Origin of the sequence: Shimia sp. SK013 (genome assembly GCF_001292625.1) — a bacterium.
Taxonomy (GTDB): Bacteria; Pseudomonadota; Alphaproteobacteria; order Rhodobacterales; family Rhodobacteraceae; genus Shimia.
In genome coordinates, this window is record NZ_LAJH01000028.1 from 284,085 (window position 1) to 298,913 (window position 14,829).

Annotated in this window: 17 protein-coding genes and 1 tRNA gene; 11 read left to right on the plus strand and 7 right to left on the minus strand. The window is 57.7% G+C overall.

Translation table 11 applies throughout. From position 1 onward, the window contains the following. The first annotated feature begins 63 nt into the window (after positions 1 to 63). Both SHIM_RS19755 and SHIM_RS19760 read left to right on the plus strand, forming a co-directional pair. A complete protein-coding gene (locus SHIM_RS19755; protein ID WP_054004410.1) occupies positions 64 to 366 on the plus strand; it encodes a hypothetical protein in 303 nt (100 codons plus the stop codon). A gap of 166 nt (positions 367 to 532) precedes the next feature. After that, complete coding sequence (locus SHIM_RS19760; RefSeq protein WP_054004411.1) at positions 533 to 832, plus strand: hypothetical protein; 300 nt, start codon at positions 533 to 535, stop codon at positions 830 to 832. Positions 833 to 917: 85 nt separating this feature from the next. Here SHIM_RS19760 and ykgO read toward each other — a convergent pair whose 3' ends face one another. Further along, entirely contained in the window at positions 918 to 1,043 is a 126-nt protein-coding gene (gene ykgO, locus SHIM_RS19765) for a type B 50S ribosomal protein L36 (RefSeq protein ID WP_054004448.1), read from the minus strand. 79 nt (positions 1,044 to 1,122) lie between these two features. After that, a tRNA-Val gene (locus SHIM_RS19770) sits at positions 1,123 to 1,197 on the minus strand. Between the two features lie 144 nt (positions 1,198 to 1,341). On the opposite strand from SHIM_RS19770, the gene SHIM_RS19775 reads away from it, so the two are divergent. Both SHIM_RS19775 and SHIM_RS19780 read left to right on the plus strand, forming a co-directional pair. Continuing rightward, positions 1,342 to 2,208, plus strand: coding sequence for an N-formylglutamate amidohydrolase (locus SHIM_RS19775; RefSeq protein ID WP_054004412.1), 867 nt, complete (start codon positions 1,342 to 1,344; stop codon positions 2,206 to 2,208). Positions 2,209 to 2,293: 85 nt separating this feature from the next. Further along, a complete protein-coding gene (locus tag SHIM_RS19780) occupies positions 2,294 to 3,244 on the plus strand; it encodes a cation transporter (RefSeq protein WP_054004413.1) in 951 nt (316 codons plus the stop codon). Positions 3,245 to 3,262: 18 nt separating this feature from the next. Here the strand turns inward: SHIM_RS19780 and SHIM_RS19785 are convergent, their stop codons facing one another. Beyond that, complete coding sequence (locus SHIM_RS19785; protein ID WP_152926619.1) at positions 3,263 to 3,727, minus strand: GNAT family N-acetyltransferase; 465 nt, start codon at positions 3,725 to 3,727, stop codon at positions 3,263 to 3,265. A 9-nt stretch (positions 3,728 to 3,736) separates the two neighbouring features. After that, complete coding sequence (locus SHIM_RS19790; protein WP_082358481.1) at positions 3,737 to 4,990, minus strand: DNA polymerase IV; 1,254 nt, start codon at positions 4,988 to 4,990, stop codon at positions 3,737 to 3,739. A gap of 25 nt (positions 4,991 to 5,015) precedes the next feature. Between SHIM_RS19790 and SHIM_RS19795 the strand changes: the two genes are divergently transcribed. Beyond that, entirely contained in the window at positions 5,016 to 5,447 is a 432-nt protein-coding gene (locus SHIM_RS19795) for an NUDIX hydrolase (RefSeq protein ID WP_054004416.1), read from the plus strand. Positions 5,448 to 5,456: 9 nt separating this feature from the next. Here the strand turns inward: SHIM_RS19795 and pyrF are convergent, their stop codons facing one another. From pyrF to SHIM_RS19810, 3 genes are all read right to left on the minus strand, one after another. Continuing rightward, on the minus strand, positions 5,457 to 6,176 hold the full coding sequence (gene pyrF, locus SHIM_RS19800; RefSeq protein WP_054004417.1) for an orotidine-5'-phosphate decarboxylase: 720 nt from the start codon (positions 6,174 to 6,176) through the stop codon (positions 5,457 to 5,459). A 71-nt stretch (positions 6,177 to 6,247) separates the two neighbouring features. After that, positions 6,248 to 6,949, minus strand: coding sequence for a methyltransferase (locus tag SHIM_RS19805; RefSeq protein WP_152926620.1), 702 nt, complete (start codon positions 6,947 to 6,949; stop codon positions 6,248 to 6,250). A gap of 45 nt (positions 6,950 to 6,994) precedes the next feature. Continuing rightward, on the minus strand, positions 6,995 to 7,255 hold the full coding sequence (locus tag SHIM_RS19810) for a hypothetical protein (RefSeq protein ID WP_054004419.1): 261 nt from the start codon (positions 7,253 to 7,255) through the stop codon (positions 6,995 to 6,997). Positions 7,256 to 7,522: 267 nt separating this feature from the next. Here SHIM_RS19810 and clpB point away from each other — a divergent pair, with 267 nt between their 5' ends. The 6 genes from clpB to msrQ all read left to right on the plus strand — a co-directional run bounded on the left by clpB (position 7,523) and on the right by msrQ (position 14,462). Further along, the gene (gene clpB / locus SHIM_RS19815; protein WP_054004420.1) at positions 7,523 to 10,138 is read left to right on the plus strand and encodes an ATP-dependent chaperone ClpB; all 2,616 of its coding nucleotides are present in this window, start codon (positions 7,523 to 7,525) and stop codon (positions 10,136 to 10,138) included. A gap of 247 nt (positions 10,139 to 10,385) precedes the next feature. Next, positions 10,386 to 11,042: an HAD family hydrolase gene (locus SHIM_RS19820; RefSeq protein WP_241488936.1), complete on the plus strand. Its 657-nt coding sequence runs from the start codon at positions 10,386 to 10,388 to the stop codon at positions 11,040 to 11,042. 61 nt (positions 11,043 to 11,103) lie between these two features. Then, positions 11,104 to 12,600 (plus strand): FMN-binding glutamate synthase family protein, encoded by a 1,497-nt coding sequence (locus SHIM_RS19825; RefSeq protein WP_446740616.1) that lies wholly within the window; start codon positions 11,104 to 11,106, stop codon positions 12,598 to 12,600. 116 nt (positions 12,601 to 12,716) lie between these two features. Further along, entirely contained in the window at positions 12,717 to 13,619 is a 903-nt protein-coding gene (gene msrP, locus SHIM_RS19830) for a protein-methionine-sulfoxide reductase catalytic subunit MsrP (RefSeq protein WP_054004422.1), read from the plus strand. Positions 13,620 to 13,621: 2 nt separating this feature from the next. Continuing rightward, positions 13,622 to 13,852 (plus strand): GDCCVxC domain-containing (seleno)protein, encoded by a 231-nt coding sequence (locus SHIM_RS20605; protein ID WP_054004423.1) that lies wholly within the window; start codon positions 13,622 to 13,624, stop codon positions 13,850 to 13,852. Positions 13,853 to 13,856: 4 nt separating this feature from the next. After that, positions 13,857 to 14,462 carry a protein-methionine-sulfoxide reductase heme-binding subunit MsrQ gene (msrQ, locus tag SHIM_RS19840; protein WP_054004424.1) on the plus strand — a complete coding sequence of 202 codons (606 nt, stop codon included), beginning with the start codon at positions 13,857 to 13,859 and terminating at the stop codon, positions 14,460 to 14,462. Positions 14,463 to 14,829: the final 367 nt, after the last annotated feature.

A 14,829-nucleotide genomic window follows, 5' to 3' on the forward strand; every position in this document is an offset into this window, starting at 1 on the left:
GTTTGGACGAATAGGTCTGTGCTGGGCTAAGTTGGTAACAATTCCCCAAAAGGAGGACCCGAGATGACCCGCCTCGCTTTGATTGCCGTTTTTGCCATCACGCTCATGTCCGGCGCCGCCATGCATGCCAATGCACAGCAGGAGCGTCTGATACCGCTGATAGACGGGCGTACGTGTTGGACCGAGACTTCAAAGCGTTGCTTTCGCTACAACGAAGGACGCCGATCCGCCACGCGGTCTGGATTTGGCAACGTGCGAGTGCCTGCCGATCTTGAGGTAAAACCCGGCTACATCACCGAGGGCGGCTTTGTGGCGATCGAGCGGGCCATCAGCAAACAAGTCGGCGGGCAGGCCTTCGGACGTTAAAGCCGTATCGCACGGTGTCGATGGCATCCCCGTCGCAAAATGTGTTCGTTCTCTCTTACGTTTGCCGCAAGCAACCGACCGCGTTTGGCGGACCTCTTGATTTTGTGTTTAGACCAAAGGACGTTCTGCTGCGTAGTCTTATAAAACCAGCAATAGGAGCCTCCGAATGGTCTTTAAACCCCTCACTGCGTGCGCTTGTGTTGCGGCGCTGTCGCTGTTGGTCGCGCCGGTGCCCGCGGCCTCGCAATCCGAAAGACTGATTCCATTGATCGACGGCCGCACCTGTTGGGCCGAAGGGTCACTCCGCTGTTTCCGCTATTCGGCAAGCAGTCGTCGTGCGCACAGGGCAGGGTTTCGGCCAGTTATCATTCCACCTGAAATGGAGGCAAAGCCGGGGTTCATCTCCGAAAGCGCCTTCATTCAGGTAGAGCGCGCCATCAACAAGCAGACTGGCGGCAACCGGTAAGGAGAAGGCGACATCAAACGCAAAAAACCGCCCCACGGGGCGGCTCTTCAGCTCTGCAATCAGACGGGCCAAAAAGCCCAGTCAATCAGCCCTGACGCGCTTTGAAACGACGCTGGGTCTTGTTGATCACGTATACACGGCCCTTGCGGCGCACAATGCGGCAGTCGCGGTGCCGGTTCTTGAGCGAACGGAGCGAGTTTTTGACTTTCATAGCCTTTATCCTCATGTCGCGGCGCGGCGTGCGCCTCTGGGTTGCGGGTGCTTCGACCTCGGTCAAAGCGATGAATTCATGGTGGGCGATACTGGGATCGAACCAGTGACCCCTTCGATGTCAACGAAGTGCTCTACCGCTGAGCTAATCACCCATCCGACACATCCCATGCCCCCCAACAAAAGGGGGCGCGGAAAAAAACCGCGCCGGTAGCGGGTCTATAAAAGGAGTCGGCGGGGGGATCAAGGGCTTTCCGCCCATATAATTTTGTGCCTATATTTTTGTGACAGGAGACGCAATGCAGCAAGCCCCGTTTACAGTTCACGCGCCCGAGACGCGCGATTCCGCGGTGGTGTTTGCTTCTCCCCACAGTGGCCGTCAGTACCCGGACTGGTTCGTCAGCCAGTCGCTTTTGGATAGCCACGCCATTCGGTCCTCCGAAGACGCTTTTGTGGATGATTTGTTTGACTGTGCGCCGGCTTTTGGTGCGCCTTTGCTTGTTGCCCACGCACCGCGCGCCTTTCTCGATCTGAACCGCGCTGCGGATGAACTTGACCCGGCGCTGATCGAAGGTGTGCGCAAATTCAATCACAATCCGCGCGTTGCCTCCGGACTTGGTGTTATTCCCCGAGTCGTGGCCAATGGGCGACCCATTTATTATGGCAAGATGACCCTTGCCGAAGCCGGGGCCCGCATCGACTCCTATTGGCGGCCATATCACGAGGCCCTGCAATCATTGCTGAACGAGTCCCGCGCCGCCTTTGGCAACGCGATTCTGGTGGACTGCCATTCCATGCCACGCGAGGCGGTCTCCGCGTCCCTGCGCCCGGATATTCGACGCCCCGAGATTGTGATCGGGGATCGGTTCGGCGCGGCAGCGCATTGCGAAATTGTCGAAGAGATCGTCGCAGCATTTGAGGCCGAGGGCTTTGTCGTGGCGCGCAACGCGCCATTTGCAGGCGCATATGTGACCCAGGCTTATGGACGACCTGCGCGAAGACAGCACGCCATTCAGGTGGAAATTGACCGCTCTCTTTATATGGATGAGGCCACTATCACGCCGCACGACGGTTTTAAGCCCTTCAAAGCCCGCCTGGCGAATGTGATCGCGGACATCACGGCGATTGGTCGTCCAGCGCAGGCGTTGCCGCTGGCTGCAGAATAACAATCGGCACCTCTCAGGGCTCTATGTCTTTGAAAATGAGGTGCACCGTCTTAGATTCCGGTAACCAAATCTGAGGGCCGCTCCAATGGACAGCACAACCGTGAAAAAGCTCGAATCCCGCTCAATGACGCTGGCGATGGCGGGGAGTCTGTTTATGGGGGCTGCCGGCGTGTTGGCGGCCATACTGTCCAATTCCACGGCCATCCTGATGGATGGTATGTTTTCGATCATCGCCTTGGTGTCGGCTCTGATCGGGCGCAAGATTGGCCAGAACGCCGGCGCGGCACCGGATCGTTTTCGCCCTCTTGGTTATGCGGCCGATGAAGCAGTGTTCGTGACCTTCCGTTCGCTTTCGCTGATTGGTTTGATCCTGTTTGCCGCCGGCTCTGCGGCGATGAACATCTATAATTACCTGAACGGAGCGCCAATCGCACAACTGAATTATGAACCAATGCTGGCATATTTTATTGTGGTCAGCGTTACTTGTTTTGCGCTGTGGCGCGTACACAAACGGACTTGGGCAAAAACTGGAAAAGTCAGCGAAATCCTTAACCTGGAATCCAAAGCGGCCTTTATAGATGGCGCCTTGACCGTTGGTACGGCGATTGGTCTCGGGATTATCTATTTTTTCGGTGATGGAGTGCTCGCGCCGATTGCCCCGATCGGCGATTCTATTGTGGTTTTTGCCTTGTGTTTGTTGGCCGTTGGTCAAGTGTGGCGTGATCTTGGGTCGGGTATGGGAGAGTTGCTTGGCGTCACTGCAAAGCCGGAAATCTATGCAAAAGTGCGTCGCGCCTTGCGCCCAAGCACAGCCAATTTGTCAGGTGCGGTTTTGGATGTGTCCGTCGTCAAGCTCGGGCGGACCTACACCGTCAGCGTGTACTACAATCCGCAACAGCCCATCGCAGCAGAAGAGGTCGACCGCCTTAATCTCGAAATGCTGGCAAACGTGCGTGCGATCCTGCCGGGTGCGGATGTGTTGTTGTGTATTTCGCAATATGCCCGAAGCTGGCCCGAAGGATTGGTTCCGGATTAAGCTGGGGCAGGGGTCAAATCACAGGCCCTTCTCCAAATAAACCAATGGCACGCCAAGGCCCTCGACGTCGCCAAACCGAATCTCTTGCCACCCGGCCTTGTCGTAAAACTGCCGGGCTTGAGAATTGGCTGTGAAGGTCTCCAGCCTCGCAGATCTATATCCGCGCGCGGCGATTGCATCCTCGGCATGGGCCAAAAGGTGTGACCCCACGCCATCGCGCTGTTGGTCCAGCCGCGTCATCAGCAGATGCACCAGATCGTCGAAACATACCACAAACCCAAGAATGACGTCTTCGACTTCGGCTACGACAAGGTGTGTCAGGTTCCGCGTAATCTCGCCATTTGCGTCGCCGCTGTTGATGTAGCCGTCGACCATCTCCTGCCCCAGAAAGGGCGTGTACCGGACCCGGATCACCTCCTGTGCAAGCGTACATAATTGGTCGACGTCGTCCGGGCGGGCAGGGCGAAGAGTGCAATCAGTCACAATAAGCCCTCATCGCATCGATCGCCCCTTGAGAATCGCATCCGACCCGAACCGTTTGCGAATTTCATCGGTCGCGCGTTCGGCCTTCGCGCGCTGACCCGCCTGTGGATCCAGCAGGTCGCCGGACAGATCGGCACGCTCAGCGGGCACCAAATCGGCCAGCCCGACCCCGATCAATCGGTATGGCCCTTGATCCCCAACCTGTTCAAATAGTCCCCGCGCGGTGCGATACACGGTGTCGGCCATCTGCGTTGCATCCCGCAAGCTAAGCCGACGGCTGATCGCGCTGTGATTGGCGCGCTTGAGTTTAAGTGTCACCACCCGCCCTGCCAGATCTTTGGCTTTGGCACGGTCCGAGACTTTCTCCGCCAACCGCCAGATATGTCCATCCAGCACATCCGGGTTCGCAGTGTCCTCAAAAAAAGTGGTCTCGTTGCTGATGCTTTTCATGGGGGCATTGGTGGAAACGCGTCGCTTGTCCTGCCCGCGCGCCAGATGCCAGAGCCGATAACCCATGTTGCCAAAACGCGCGATCAAATCGTCCTGCTCCCACCGCAGCAGATCGGTGAACGTGCGGATGCCCGCGCGCTCAAGGCTTTCTTGCGCCACCGGCCCGATACCCCAGATCAGGCGCACCGGCTTGTCACGCAAAAAGTCTGCGGTGCCAGCCTCGCCAATCACCGAAAACCCGCGCGGCTTGTCCAGATCACTGGCCACTTTGGCAAGAAACTTGTTGTGGCTCAGCCCGATTGATCCGGTGATGCCCAGCTCGTCCTTCATGCGCTTGGTCAACCGCGCCAGCATCACGGCAGGTGGCGCGCCGTGCAGTCGCTCCGTGCCGGACAAGTCCATAAAAGCCTCGTCCAGCGACAAAGGTTCGATAACCGGCGTCATCTCATCCATCAGTTTGCGGATTTCGCGGCTGACTTCGACATAGACTGACATGCGCGGTTTGATCACCACCGCATCAGGGCATAATTTAAGCGCCTGAAACATCGGCATTGCCGATCGCACACCACGAATGCGCGCCACATAGCAGGCAGTCGACACAACACCGCGTTTTCCGCCGCCAATAATCACCGGCTTGTCGATCAACTCGGGATTATCGCGTTTTTCAACGCTTGCATAAAAAGCGTCACAGTCCATATGCGCTATAGTGAGTGTGAAAAGTTCCGGATGGCTGGCCACGCGCATGCTGCCGCACCGCCCACAGCGCGGTCCGGTTTCCAGAGTCTTAAGACAGTCGCGGCACAGTGACGGCATACATTTTTACGCAAGTGATTGAGTTATGAGTATAACAGGTCAAGCTTTGACAGACACGGCGTTTCGCGGCACCAAGTTGCTGATTTTTGCGGGTGACCAACTCGTAACGCTTCAGCGCGATGACATCCCCTCCATTCCCTGGCCGGACCATTGGGATTTCCCCGGTGGCGGTCGCGAAGGTACTGAGACCGCTGTGGCATGCACGTTACGAGAGACACGCGAAGAGCTTGGTCTGGAGATTTCGCCCAAGTCACTCATCTGGGCCCGCCGTTATTTCAGGGTCGACCACCATACCTGGTTTTTCGCGGCACAGCTTCCGGCGACAATTGTGGCCGACATCCAGTTCGGCAACGAAGGCCAGAGCTGGCGTTTGATGGCGCCGGACGAATACCTTACCCATCCGCGCGCCATTCCCCATTTCCAAGCGCGCTTGGCCGATTATATCGCGAACTGCTGACAAGCCGGGTTAGCGGTTGGGGTGCCGAGCCTGTGCGGATGACAGCTCGGCAACAATTGCCTGCGCAGCGGCGCGCGGGCTCTTTGCTGTCCAAACTGGGCGACCTACCACAATGTGGTCGGCGCCGTCTCGAACCGCGCTGGCCGGTGTCGCGACCCGTTTCTGATCGCCCAAAGCCGCGCCAGCGGGACGCACACCCGGTGTAACGATCAAACGGTCTTCGGCTTCCGGAAGCGCACGGATCAGCGCCGCTTCTTGCGGGCTGGCAATCACGCCATCAGCACCTGCCTCCAGCGCCAGCGCCGCGCGTTCGATCACCAGATCCTGAACCGCGCCATCTTTGATCAGACACCCATCCAGATCTTCGCGATCCAGAGACGTCAAAATCGTGACACCGAGGATTTTCATGTCACTGCCCGCCGCGCCTTCTTTGGCCGCTTTTATGACGTGCGGATCGCCGTGCACCGTCAGAAAATCCAGATCAAATTGCGCCAGCCCCCGCACCGCGGCCTCAACCGTAGCACCGATATCAAACAGCTTCATGTCCAGAAAGATACGTTTGCCGTGTTCCGCTTTCAGCTCGTTTGCCAACGCCAACCCGCCAGTGGTCAACATCCCCAGTCCTATTTTGTAAAACGACACGGTGTCCCCAAGGGTCTCGGCCAGCTTCAACCCCTCAAGGGCATTGGGCACATCAAGGGCGACAATCAGGCGGTCATCTGCAGTCATGGGAAGTCTCCGATACGGGCAGTGGGGCAAATTGACGGATCAATACTGCCCTCGAGATCAACCCGCAACCCTCAGCGCTTGCCGTAGAGCCACTCCATGTCTGGCTTTTCGGTGCAATACATGTGCACCCAGATATAGCAGTGCTGAAAAAACGCCACCACTAGCGCGTTCCAGCTGTCAAACAACAGCGCAATGCCCCAAAGCCCCAGAAACGCGAGCCCGTACATGGCGTTGCTGGTGTATTTGAACGCGCCCTTGCGCACGATCGGCATCGCCGCAATCTCGTCGCGGAAATGATCGCCGCCCACTGCGCGGCGGATTGTGAAATATGTGAGCACGGAATGCATGACCCACACCGCCAGCCCAAGCAACGCCACACCGACCAGCCACTCTGCCCAACGGGGTTCATTGAGCGATGTTGTGTCGGCCCAGCCCGTCACAATGATCGTCAGGGGCCGGACAATCAACAAGGGGATAAACACCTTGGTCCAGATCGCCAGATCCCGCTCTCCTAACAGGCGCGAAAGAACGCCTCGATGCAGCTGCAGACGGAATACCGCCGCAACCAGAATTTGGTGGGCAAGGGCCAGCGCGATCGACACCACGGCCCAGTCTGCAGATGTCAGCCACAGAATACGGCGGGCATCTTCCGGACGACTCAGCAGGGCACAGGCGCCCGCAGTTAACAAAACGGCCAGCCCCAAATGTTGCGGCTGGCCTTCAAGAATGTCGCGCCATTTGGATCGCGCGCGGATATCAGACAGTGTGCTCATTGCCACAGTGTTGCCGCTCGCGGGCGCACTGTCCAGCCACACACATCAGCTGTCGCGCGGCATCAGCCCCGGCGCAAAAGAAAGCTCTTCCCGGCCGGCACGGATTTCCGGCATCCGGCTGATCTGACGCATTGCGTCGCGGATAAGGGCAAGACGTCCTTCACCTTCGCGGCGCTCGTGGGCCGCGGGCACGTTACACAAAAGCCGCACGTCACGTTCGCTGCTGCACAAGGAAACAACTGCGGACAACTCACCAAGAGTTTGGCGATATGTCGGGTTGGTGATCTGAATGTCGGTCACATACATAGTGTGGCCCCTTTTTTATACACTGCGTCACTGGTTACACTGATCCAGAAATGGGGCGAAAATGGTCGCGAGTTAAGGTTTCTTTAAGCCCTTTGCTCCCCCCAACTCTTCACAAGGTGGCTCCGGCCAAAATTATGTGCGCAAACATAAAGGGGGTTTCTTGAAACCCGCGGTTGGCCTCCCCACATCCCTTCTAAGGCCCACAAACGGGACGTGCCGCTAAGCGGGCGTTCCATCTACAGGGCGCTTGGAAAAAGGAGAAAACCCATGGACTTAAGCAAGTTCACGGAACGGTCGCGTGGTTTCGTTCAGGCCGCACAGACCATTGCAATGCGGGAAAGCCATCAGCGGTTGACCCCGGAACACCTTCTCAAAGCATTGATGGACGACGATCAGGGGCTCGCAGCCAATCTGATCAAACGCGCTGGCGGTGACCCCGCGCGTGTGCGTGAATCCGTGGATGCGGCGATTACCAAACTGCCACAAGTGTCAGGCGACGCGGGACAGCCTTATTTGGACAGCGCAACTGGCAAAGTGTTGGGCGAGGCCGAGGCCATCGCCAAGAAAGCCGGCGACAGCTTTGTGCCCGTGGAGCGCATTCTGATGGCGTTGGTGATGGTGAAATCCAAAGCCAAGGACGCACTTGTCTCGGGCGACGTGACCGCGCAGGCGCTGAACACCGCTATCAACGACATTCGCAAAGGCCGCACGGCTGATTCCGCGTCAGCTGAGGAAGGCTATGACGCGCTCAAGAAATACGCGCAGGATCTGACGGATCGCGCCGCCGAAGGCAAAATTGACCCAATTATTGGTCGCGACGATGAAATCCGTCGCGCCATGCAGGTTTTGTCGCGCCGCACCAAAAACAACCCTGTTTTAATTGGGGAACCGGGCGTAGGTAAGACCGCGATTGCCGAGGGCATGGCCCTGCGTATTGTCAACGGTGACGTGCCGGAATCACTCAAGAACAAAAAGCTCTTGTCACTCGATATGGGTGCGCTGATCGCCGGTGCCAAATACCGTGGTGAGTTCGAAGAACGCCTTAAGGCGGTTCTGACCGAAGTCACCGAGGCAGCAGGCGAAATCATTCTCTTTATTGACGAAATGCACACGCTGGTCGGTGCGGGCAAAACCGACGGTGCGATGGATGCCGCCAACCTGATCAAACCGGCGCTGGCACGGGGTGAGCTGCACTGCATCGGTGCCACAACGCTGGATGAATACCGCAAATATGTGGAAAAAGACGCAGCCCTTGCACGGCGTTTCCAGCCGGTTGTAATCGAGGAGCCCACAGTCGAGGACACCATCTCGATCCTGCGCGGCATCAAAGAGAAATACGAACTGCACCACGGCGTGCGGATATCTGACTCCGCGCTGGTTGCGGCTTCTACCCTCAGCCACCGATACATCACCGACCGTTTCCTGCCCGACAAAGCCATCGACCTCGTGGACGAGGCCGCGGCCCGCCTGCGCATGGAAGTAGACAGTAAACCAGAAGAGCTCGACGCGCTTGACCGCCAGATCCTGCAATTGCAGATCGAGGAAGAGGCGCTCAAACTTGAGGATGACGCGGCTTCCAAGGATCGTCTGGAAACACTGCAAAAAGACCTTGCCGATCTTCAGGATAAATCCGCCGAGATGACCGCCAAATGGCAGGCCGGTCGTGACAAACTGGCGTCTGCGCGTGACATCAAAGAATCGCTCGACCAGGCCCGCGCGGATCTGGATATCGCCAAACGTGCGGGCAACCTCGCCCGCGCCGGTGAACTGTCTTACGGCGTAATCCCCGATCTGGAGAAAAAGCTCGAAGACGCTGAAGCCGCCGACGCTGAGATGACCGTCGAAGAGGCAGTGCGCCCTGAGCAGATCGCGCAGGTTGTCGAGCGTTGGACCGGTATTCCGACCACAAAAATGCTTGAGGGCGAGCGCGAAAAGTTGTTGCGCATGGAAGACGACCTGCACCGCCGTGTGATTGGTCAGCATTCCGCCGTGACCGCTTTGTCCAACGCGGTTCGCCGAGCGCGCGCCGGCCTCAACGATGAGAACCGCCCCTTGGGCTCGTTCCTGTTCTTGGGCCCAACCGGTGTGGGCAAAACCGAACTGACCAAAGCCGTGGCCGAGTTCCTGTTTGACGACGACAACGCCATGGTGCGGATCGACATGTCCGAGTTTATGGAAAAACACGCAGTCGCCCGCCTGATCGGCGCGCCTCCCGGCTATGTCGGTTATGACGAAGGCGGTGTTCTGACCGAAGCTGTGCGGCGTCGCCCTTATCAGGTGGTGCTGTTTGACGAGGTCGAAAAAGCGCATCCGGATGTGTTCAATGTTCTTCTGCAAGTGCTTGATGATGGCGTTTTGACCGATGGGCAGGGCCGCACAGTGGACTTCAAACAAACGCTGATCATCCTCACGTCCAACCTCGGCGCACAGGCGCTCAGCCAATTGCCCGAAGGCGCAGACGCCAGCGACGCCCGCCGCGATGTCATGGATGCCGTGCGCGCCCATTTCCGGCCGGAGTTCCTGAACCGTCTGGACGAAACCATCATCTTTGACCGTCTTGCGCGGGACGACATGGATGGCATCGTCGACATCCAGTTGGCGCGCCTGAAGAAACGTCTCGCGGGCCGTAAGATCGACATCGTCTTGGACGCGGACGCGCAAAAATGGCTGGCCGACGAAGGCTATGATCCTGTCTTTGGCGCACGTCCTCTGAAGCGTGTGATCCAGCGTGCGCTGCAAAACCCGCTGGCCGAGGGGCTTTTGGCGGGCGATATCAAGGATGGCGACACAGTGCCTGTCACTTCGGGGCCCGAAGGTCTCCTGATCGGGGAACGCATTGGCCGCAGCGGCAATCCGAAACCGGATGACGCGGTGGTGCACTAAGACACATCAAAAGGGCGGGGAAGACCTCGCCCTTTCTTTTCGCGGCGAATATAGATTGCTTGATGTCTGAACTTTTCCGCGGCGATACCGCGAATATGTGAGCCGTGTCATTGAAAGGGGGCACTCTGTAGCGGGAGCCTTGGCAATCTTTGGGCGCCGCAAAGTGCACCGATTGACAGTGGCGCCAATACGTTGAAACAAAGCTGGTATTCTTAAACAGGTTTTTGAAATGACGTTCCCTCCCGACATGGTGCTTTTTGATTGCGACGGCGTGTTGGTAGACAGCGAGCCGGTCACCAACCGCCTTTTGCAAGCCAATCTCGCGGCCCGTGGGCTGGATGTGTCCCATGAGCAAATCATCACTTTGTTTGTCGGCGGCACCATACTGGGTGTGTCCACACAGGCCGCCAAGATGGGCGCGACGCTGGAACCCAACTGGGTGGACCGGTTTTATGCACAGATGTTTGAGACATTGGCGCGCGATGTCACCTTGATCCCTGGCGTGCTTGATGTGCTTGATGAGCTGGACACGGCGGGCATTCCTTATGCAGTGTGCTCCAACGGCCCGCACGCGAAAATGAACATCACGTTGAACGCTTGCGGACTCAAAGAGCGATTTTCCGGTCGCATTTATTCGCGCGAAGATGTGACCACGCCCAAACCTGCGCCGGATGTGTATCTGCACGCCGCCGCGCAGGCGGGCATCGCGCCCCACCGCTGCGTGGTGGTAGAGGACAGTCCCTCCGGCGCCAAAGCGGGCATTGCGGCAGGCATGGCGACCTTGGGGTTTGTGCGTGAAACTGATCCTGGGCGCATGGCGCCAATTTGCGATGCGCTCTTTGACGACATGGGCCAGTTGCCGACATTGTTGAAACTTTCCGCACAGGCCCGTGCGCTGACGTGACTTGCCCACCGCGCGCCGCCGCGCCACTCTAAGACCAACGCCCAAGATAAGGAGCCACCCGATGGAAACCACAATGGAAACGGCCTTTGACGTCGTCAATTTCCTCGGCTTGCTGTTTGTTGTGGTCTTCGCGCTGCTGGTGGTGGTGGCGATTATCCTCTTTATCATCGACCGTTGGCAAACCGGCGATGCTATCCGGCGGAACTATCCTGTGATCGGTCGCTTCAGGCATCTGTTTTCCGAACTGGGTGAGTTCTTTCGCCAGTATTTCTTTGCCATGGACCGCGAAGAACTGCCGTTTAACCGTGCCCAACGTGAGTGGGTCACCCGCGCAGGTGAGGGCAAAGGCAACACCGTTGCGTTTGGCTCCACCCGCAACCTCTCTGTGCCGGGCACGCCAATCTTTGTGAACGACCCGTTTCCGCCGTTGGATGACCAATACGCCAAGACCGAACCGCTTCAGATAGGCCCCACCGCCCGCACGCCGTTTCTTGCGCCCTCGATTTTCAACATCTCTGGCATGAGCTACGGCGCGATTTCCAAACCGGCGGTGCAATCGCTGTCGCGCGGCGCCAAAGAGGCTGGGGTCTGGCTCAATACCGGCGAAGGCGGGCTGTCGCGGTTTCACCTCGAAGGCGGCTGTGACATTGTCTATCAAATTGGCACCGCCAAATTTGGCGTGCGCGACGAGGCCGGCAACCTGTCAGACGACAAGCTGCGCGAAATGGCGGCCCACACGGCCGTGCGCATGTTTGAACTGAAAATGGCCCAAGGCGCCAAGCCTGGTAAGGGCGGTATCCTTCCCGGTGAAAAGGTCACCGAGGAAATTGCCGCAATCCGCGGGTTACAAGTCGGCCAAGACGGCATTTCCCCCAACCGCCACCGCGAGATCGACACTTTTGATCACCTCTTGGACATGATCATCCATATTCGCGAGGTCACCGGCAAACCCGTAGGGATCAAAACCGTCGTCGGGTCCGAGGAAACCATGCGGCAGTTCTTTGACACCATTGCGCGGCGGGGGGCGGATGCAGCGCCTGATTTCATCACGCTTGATGGCGGCGAGGGCGGCACGGGCGCGGCGCCGATGCCGTTGATTGATCTGGTGGGCATGCCTGTGCGCGAGGCCTTGCCTCTGGTGGCAGACCTGCGCGAGGAATATGACCTGAATGACCGTATCCGGCTGATCGCATCCGGAAAACTGGTCAACCCCGGTGACATCGCGTGGGCCTTGGCGGCAGGCGCGGATTTTGTAACCTCTGCGCGCGGCTTCATGTTTGCGCTGGGCTGCATTCAGGCGCTCAAGTGCAACAAGAACACCTGCCCGACCGGCATCACCACCCATGATCCGCGTTTTCAAAAAGGTCTGGTGGTGGAACGCAAATACACCCGCGTCGCGCGTTACGCCAAAGCGATCATCAAGGAAGTCGAAATCATCTCCCATTCGGTGGGAGTGTCCGAGCCGCGTGAATTGCGCCGCCGCCACGTGCGATTGGTGCAACCCAATGGCCGGTCAGTGCCAATGAACGAGATCTTTCCAAGGCCGCGAAAAGGCTAGCAGGCCGCGACCCGGCGTCCAAAAGTTACAAGTGCCCCACACCATCGTGAGACCAAGTGTGTGGCGCCGCGTTGTCCTGTCACGCTATGAACAGACAAGGGACAAGGAGACTCCAAATGGCGCATCGCTGGAAAAACACACTGACACATGATGACGTGACCCCTCGGTCCGCCTTTCTGAACCGCCGCCAGATTATGGCTGGCATGGCAGGCATGGGGCTCGCGGCCATCGCCCCCAAGGCAACTGCGGCCTCAGACCTGACGCCGACTGATCTGGACGTCATTTCGCAATACAACAACTTCTATGAATTCGGCACTGGCAAGGAAGACCCCGCCAGAAATGCCCACCGTCTGACAACTGCTCCTTGGACGATCAAGATTGATGGCATGGTCGACAACCCTGGTGATTATGACTTTGCCGACATTATGTCCAAGATGACCATCGAGGAGCGCATCTACCGGTTCCGCTGTGTCGAGGCGTGGTCGATGGTGGTGCCTTGGAACGGATTTGAGCTTAAGGACCTGCTTGATCTGGCGGGTGTGCAATCCTCTGCCAAATACGTCGCCTTTGAAACGCTCTACCGCCCGCATGAAATGATTGGGCAACAAGCGCCGTTTTTGGACTGGCCTTATGTCGAGGGCTTGCGCTTGGACGAGGCCACCCACCCGCTGACGATTATGGCGACCGGAATATATGGCAAAGACATCCCCAAGCAGAACGGCGCGCCTCTTCGTTTGGTGGTGCCTTGGAAATACGGGTTCAAATCCATCAAGTCGATTGTGCGCATCACCCTGACCGACAAAGAACCGCCCACCAGCTGGAACAAGGCGGCCGCCTCGGAGTATGGATTTTATTCCAACGTGAACCCGGAGGTCAGCCATCCGCGCTGGTCGCAAGCTTCTGAGCGCCCGATTGGCGGCGGTCTCTTTGCCAAGCGCATCCCGACCTTGATGATGAACGGATATGAAGAAGACGTCGCCAGCCTTTACGAAGGCATGGACCTCGCCAAGAACTTCTGATCATGGGCCAGCTGATCCTCATATCCAATGTGACCTGCCCTGAGTGCGGCCACGAAGAGGCGCACCAGATGCCCGAGGACGCGTGCCAATTCTTTCTGGAGTGCCCAAAGTGCGAGGCACTCCTAAAGCCCTTGCCCGGCGATTGCTGTGTTTTCTGTTCCTACGGCACCGCGCCCTGCCCGCCAGTGCAGCAAGGCGAAAATTGCAGCGCCGGGGAAGAACAGGCCAACTGACTTTATGAAAGACCAGATCAACACTCTGATCCGCCGCATCCCGAAATGGGCACTATATATAATGGCGGCGCTCTATCCTGTATGGCTGTTGTACAGTGGTCTGACGGGTGGCCTTGGCGTTGATCCCGTCAAAGCGATGGAGCACGCGCTTGGCAAGACCGGCCTTCAATTGATTGTACTCGGCCTGATCGTCACACCACTTCGGTCTTTGTCCGGTGTTTCTCTATTGCCGCTTCGTCGCGTGATCGGTGTTGTCGCCTTCTTCTATATACTGCTGCACTTCACGGTCTGGTTGGTTCTGGACGTTCAGATCGTGACGCAGGTCTGGGCGGATATTCTCAAACGGCCTTATGTGACGGTTGGTATGGCGGGGCTGCTTCTGCTGATACCGCTGGCCCTGACATCCAACACATGGTCGGTTCGCAAACTTGGCTCACGGTGGCGCAAGCTGCACAAGCTTACTTATCCAGCTGCGCTGCTGGGTGTTGCTCATTACTTGATGCAATCGCGCGGGTTTCAATATGAACCTCTTATATATGTCGGTGTTGTCATCGGGCTTTTGGCTTGGCGTATGGCACCGCGCCGCGCTCGGCAGACTCGCACCAGCTGAAACCACACCGACGCGATACCGACGCGATACAGTCGGGATGCAGATATAGGCTTTCTTCATCCAAACCGACTCGCAGGCGAGGCGTTGAGTCCCCTCCCGACTCGGAATCGGAGCCGATTCACCGCGATTCCGCCGCTTTTGTCAGCGCAAACAGCCGCTTTCTGTGAGGATGTCTGTGGATAACTCAATAAACCGGCTAAATCGCGATTGGTTAACGCGAGTAATCTTGAGGACCGCAAGAAATGAGCGAAAAAATGATACAGTAAGTGATTGAATTTAAACAATATTCACGAATCCTTCAAAAAATCTCGGAAAACTTCAAAAAAGCGCTTGCGGGTCCGGCGAACTAACCCTAGAACCCCCCTTA

Excerpts from the sequence above, each read along its gene's own strand:
- SHIM_RS19805 (WP_152926620.1), bottom strand. The coding sequence starts at position 6,949 with ATGAGCACACTGTCTGATATCCGCGCGCGATCCAAATGGCGCGACATT.
- clpB (WP_054004420.1), top strand. The coding sequence starts at position 7,523 with ATGGACTTAAGCAAGTTCACGGAACGGTCGCGTGGTTTCGTTCAGGCC.
- SHIM_RS19825 (WP_446740616.1), top strand. The coding sequence starts at position 11,104 with ATGGAAACCACAATGGAAACGGCCTTTGACGTCGTCAATTTCCTCGGC.
- SHIM_RS19775 (WP_054004412.1), top strand. The coding sequence starts at position 1,342 with ATGCAGCAAGCCCCGTTTACAGTTCACGCGCCCGAGACGCGCGATTCC.
- SHIM_RS19795 (WP_054004416.1), top strand. The coding sequence starts at position 5,016 with ATGAGTATAACAGGTCAAGCTTTGACAGACACGGCGTTTCGCGGCACC.
- msrP (WP_054004422.1), top strand. The coding sequence starts at position 12,717 with ATGGCGCATCGCTGGAAAAACACACTGACACATGATGACGTGACCCCT.
- msrQ (WP_054004424.1), top strand. The coding sequence starts at position 13,857 with ATGAAAGACCAGATCAACACTCTGATCCGCCGCATCCCGAAATGGGCA.
- SHIM_RS19790 (WP_082358481.1), bottom strand. The coding sequence starts at position 4,990 with ATGCCGTCACTGTGCCGCGACTGTCTTAAGACTCTGGAAACCGGACCG.
- SHIM_RS19780 (WP_054004413.1), top strand. The coding sequence starts at position 2,294 with ATGGACAGCACAACCGTGAAAAAGCTCGAATCCCGCTCAATGACGCTG.
- SHIM_RS19820 (WP_241488936.1), top strand. The coding sequence starts at position 10,386 with ATGGTGCTTTTTGATTGCGACGGCGTGTTGGTAGACAGCGAGCCGGTC.
- SHIM_RS19760 (WP_054004411.1), top strand. The coding sequence starts at position 533 with ATGGTCTTTAAACCCCTCACTGCGTGCGCTTGTGTTGCGGCGCTGTCG.
- SHIM_RS20605 (WP_054004423.1), top strand. The coding sequence starts at position 13,622 with ATGGGCCAGCTGATCCTCATATCCAATGTGACCTGCCCTGAGTGCGGC.
- ykgO (WP_054004448.1), bottom strand. The coding sequence starts at position 1,043 with ATGAAAGTCAAAAACTCGCTCCGTTCGCTCAAGAACCGGCACCGCGAC.
- pyrF (WP_054004417.1), bottom strand. The coding sequence starts at position 6,176 with ATGACTGCAGATGACCGCCTGATTGTCGCCCTTGATGTGCCCAATGCC.
- SHIM_RS19755 (WP_054004410.1), top strand. The coding sequence starts at position 64 with ATGACCCGCCTCGCTTTGATTGCCGTTTTTGCCATCACGCTCATGTCC.
- SHIM_RS19810 (WP_054004419.1), bottom strand. The coding sequence starts at position 7,255 with ATGTATGTGACCGACATTCAGATCACCAACCCGACATATCGCCAAACT.